Source organism: Microbacterium sp. Bi128 (genome assembly GCF_918698205.1).
In genome coordinates this window covers 1-2,642 of record NZ_CAKKMM010000692.1, presented here as the reverse complement: position 1 = coordinate 2,642, position 2,642 = coordinate 1, and the positions used below count along the sequence as shown (strand labels likewise).

At 66.0% G+C, this 2,642-nt stretch carries 3 protein-coding genes; all 3 read left to right on the top strand.

Going from position 1 to position 2,642, the window contains the following annotated elements:
- Positions 1–646: 1-acyl-sn-glycerol-3-phosphate acyltransferase (locus tag LQV45_RS24960; protein WP_230009311.1), on the top strand; the 646-nt coding region annotated here is incomplete at its 5' end.
- Positions 643–1,695, top strand: a complete 1,053-nt coding sequence (locus LQV45_RS24955) for an NAD(P)H-dependent glycerol-3-phosphate dehydrogenase (protein ID WP_230009309.1) — start codon at positions 643–645, stop codon at positions 1,693–1,695. The genes LQV45_RS24960 and LQV45_RS24955, both read left to right, overlap by 4 nt.
- 14 nt (positions 1,696–1,709) lie before the next feature.
- Positions 1,710–2,642, top strand: a 933-nt coding sequence (locus tag LQV45_RS24950) for a D-alanine--D-alanine ligase family protein (protein ID WP_230009308.1), incomplete at its 3' end; no start/stop codon positions are given.

Genomic DNA, 2,642 nt, shown 5'->3' with positions numbered 1-2,642 from the left:
GGTGGTGGGGCACATGCTCTACAACCAGAAACGGATGCCGCATTTCCTCGCCAAGGCCGGCCTCTTCAAGGTGCCGGTCCTTGGCGCCGTCCTGCGCTCCACCAAGCAGATCCCGGTGGAACGTTCGACGACGGGGGCGAACCGTTCGCTGCAACTCGCCAAAGAGATCGTGAACGAAGGCGGGGCGATCATCATCTACCCAGAGGGAACCCTGACCCGGGACCCGGCCCTCTGGCCGATGAAAGGGCACACCGGTGCCGCGCGGATGGCACTGGAGAGCGGTATTCCCGTGGTGCCCATCGCCCACTGGGGTGCCCAAGAGGTCTTCCCGCGGTATGCGAAACGTTTCTACATTTTCCCCCGCAAGACCTCCCGCCTGGTGGTCGGGGATCCCGTGGACCTGAGCGCGTTTGAGGGCCACCCGCTGGACAAGGCGACGCTCGACGCAGCCACGAATGCCATCATGGACGCCATCACCGGCCTCCTGGCGGGACTGCGTGGAGAACAACCGCCCGCGCAACGCTGGAACCCGGCGGCGCACAACCAGTCCACACAGGGCCGCTTCGTCGAACGGGGCGGCGCCGAAGGTCAAGCCATCCAAGAGGGTGGCGCATCGAACGAGAACATTGGGGACAGCACCGGATGACGGTTAACTTTGAACGAGCAACATCCGCCACTACCGTGGCCGTTCTGGGGGCAGGTTCCTGGGGTACAACCTTCGCCAAGGTTGTTGCTGACGCCGCCACGGCCTCCGGGGTCGAACGAAACATCCGCCTCTGGGGCCGGCGCCCCGAAATCGTGGACCAGATCAACACCCTGCACCGCAATGAGCAGTATCTGAACGGCATCACGCTGCCGTCCAGCATCACTGCATCGAAGGACGTTTCCGAGGTCCTCTCGGGCGCGGAGCTGGTCATCCTGTCCGTGACGGCACAAACCCTGCGGCCGCAACTGCAGGCCTGGAAAGAACATCTTGCACCCGGCGCCGTCGTGGTGTCCCTCATGAAGGGCCTCGAGCTCCACACCGATGCCCGCATGAGCGAGGTCATCAGTGCGGAGCTGGACCTGCCTGCCGACCGGGTCGCCGTGGTTTCCGGCCCCAACCTGGCCATGGAGATCGCACGGGAGGAGCCAACAGCCTCGGTGGTGGCCTGCACGGACCCGATCACGGCGGGCTGGATCGCCCGCAGCTGCACTGCCCCCTACTTCCGCCCCTACACCACAAGCGACGTGATCGGCGTCGAAATCGGCGGCATCGTCAAGAACGTGATCGCACTGGCCGTGGGAATCTGCGAAGGAAAGAAGATGGGGGACAACACCAAAGCCTCCGTCATCACGCGCGGCTTGGCCGAAACCTCACGGCTGACCCTCGCCCTTGGCGGCGAAGCCCGGACCATGGCGGGGCTCGCTGGCCTGGGCGATCTCGTGGCGACCTGCTCCTCCCCGCTGTCCCGAAACCACACGGCCGGCAGGCTGCTCGGCAAGGGGCTGACCCTTGACCAGGTCACCGCCGAAATGAAGCAGACGGCTGAAGGCATCAAGTCCAGTCAGGCCGTCAACGAACTCGCCGGAAAGCTCGGCGTTGACATGCCGATCACGGCCGCCGTCGTCGCGGTCCTTGCCGGAAAACTGTCCGTCGATGAACTGGGTCCGCTGCTGCTGTCCCGGGACCTGAAAGCCGAAGGCGACCACTGAGAGTGTCAGGGAACATGACCACAAAAGACCGTCCGGTCCAGTCCAAACCCCGCGTGGCGGTGCTGTTCGGCGGCCGCTCCAGCGAGCACGCCGTCAGCTGCGTGACAGCCGCCGGCGTCCTGGGAGCCATCGACAAGGACAAATACGACGTCATCCCGATCGGGATCGCCAAGACCGGCCAGTGGGTTTTGGCGTCCGACGGAACCGACGAGTGGTCGCTCTCCGCCTCGTCGCTGCCCGAGGTGGCCCCCTCGGCGCAGACCGTCACCCTGGCCGAGATCGGCGGCGAGCACCAGCTGATCGTCGCAGCCCCGAACACCGTCCCGCAGGAGCTCGGCGCCGTCGACGTCGTCTTCCCGCTGCTGCACGGGCCCTTCGGCGAAGACGGCACCATCCAGGGCCTCCTGGAACTGTCCGACACCCGCTACGTGGGCGCGGGCGTGCTTGCGTCCGCCGTCGGCATGGACAAGCACTTCATGAAGGTGGTCTTTGAATCGGCCGGGCTCCACGTGGGTCCCTACATCGCCGTGACTGACCGGCAGTGGCGCAACGATCCCGAGACCGTCCGCAAGCGCGTGGACCAGCTCGGCTTCCCGGTATTCGTCAAGCCGGCCCGGGCAGGGTCTTCCATGGGAATCTCCAAGGTGGACTCCCTCGAGGGCCTCGACGCCGCCATAGAGATCGCCCGCGAGCACGACCCCAAGCTGGTCATCGAGGCCGGCATCACGGGCCGCGAGATCGAATGTGCCGTGCTGGAGGGCCGGGGGACCGATGCTCCCCGGACGTCGATGCCGGGCGAGATCTCCGTCGCGGGCGGCGGCCATGAATTCTATGACTTCAACGCCAAATATGTGGACGACGCCGCAGCCCTCAGCTGCCCGGCCGACCTCCCCGAAGAAGCGATCACCCGTGTCCGGGAACTGGCCGCGGTCGCCTTTGACGCCGTC

Excerpts from the sequence above, each read along its gene's own strand:
- LQV45_RS24955 (WP_230009309.1), top strand. The coding sequence starts at position 643 with ATGACGGTTAACTTTGAACGAGCAACATCCGCCACTACCGTGGCCGTT.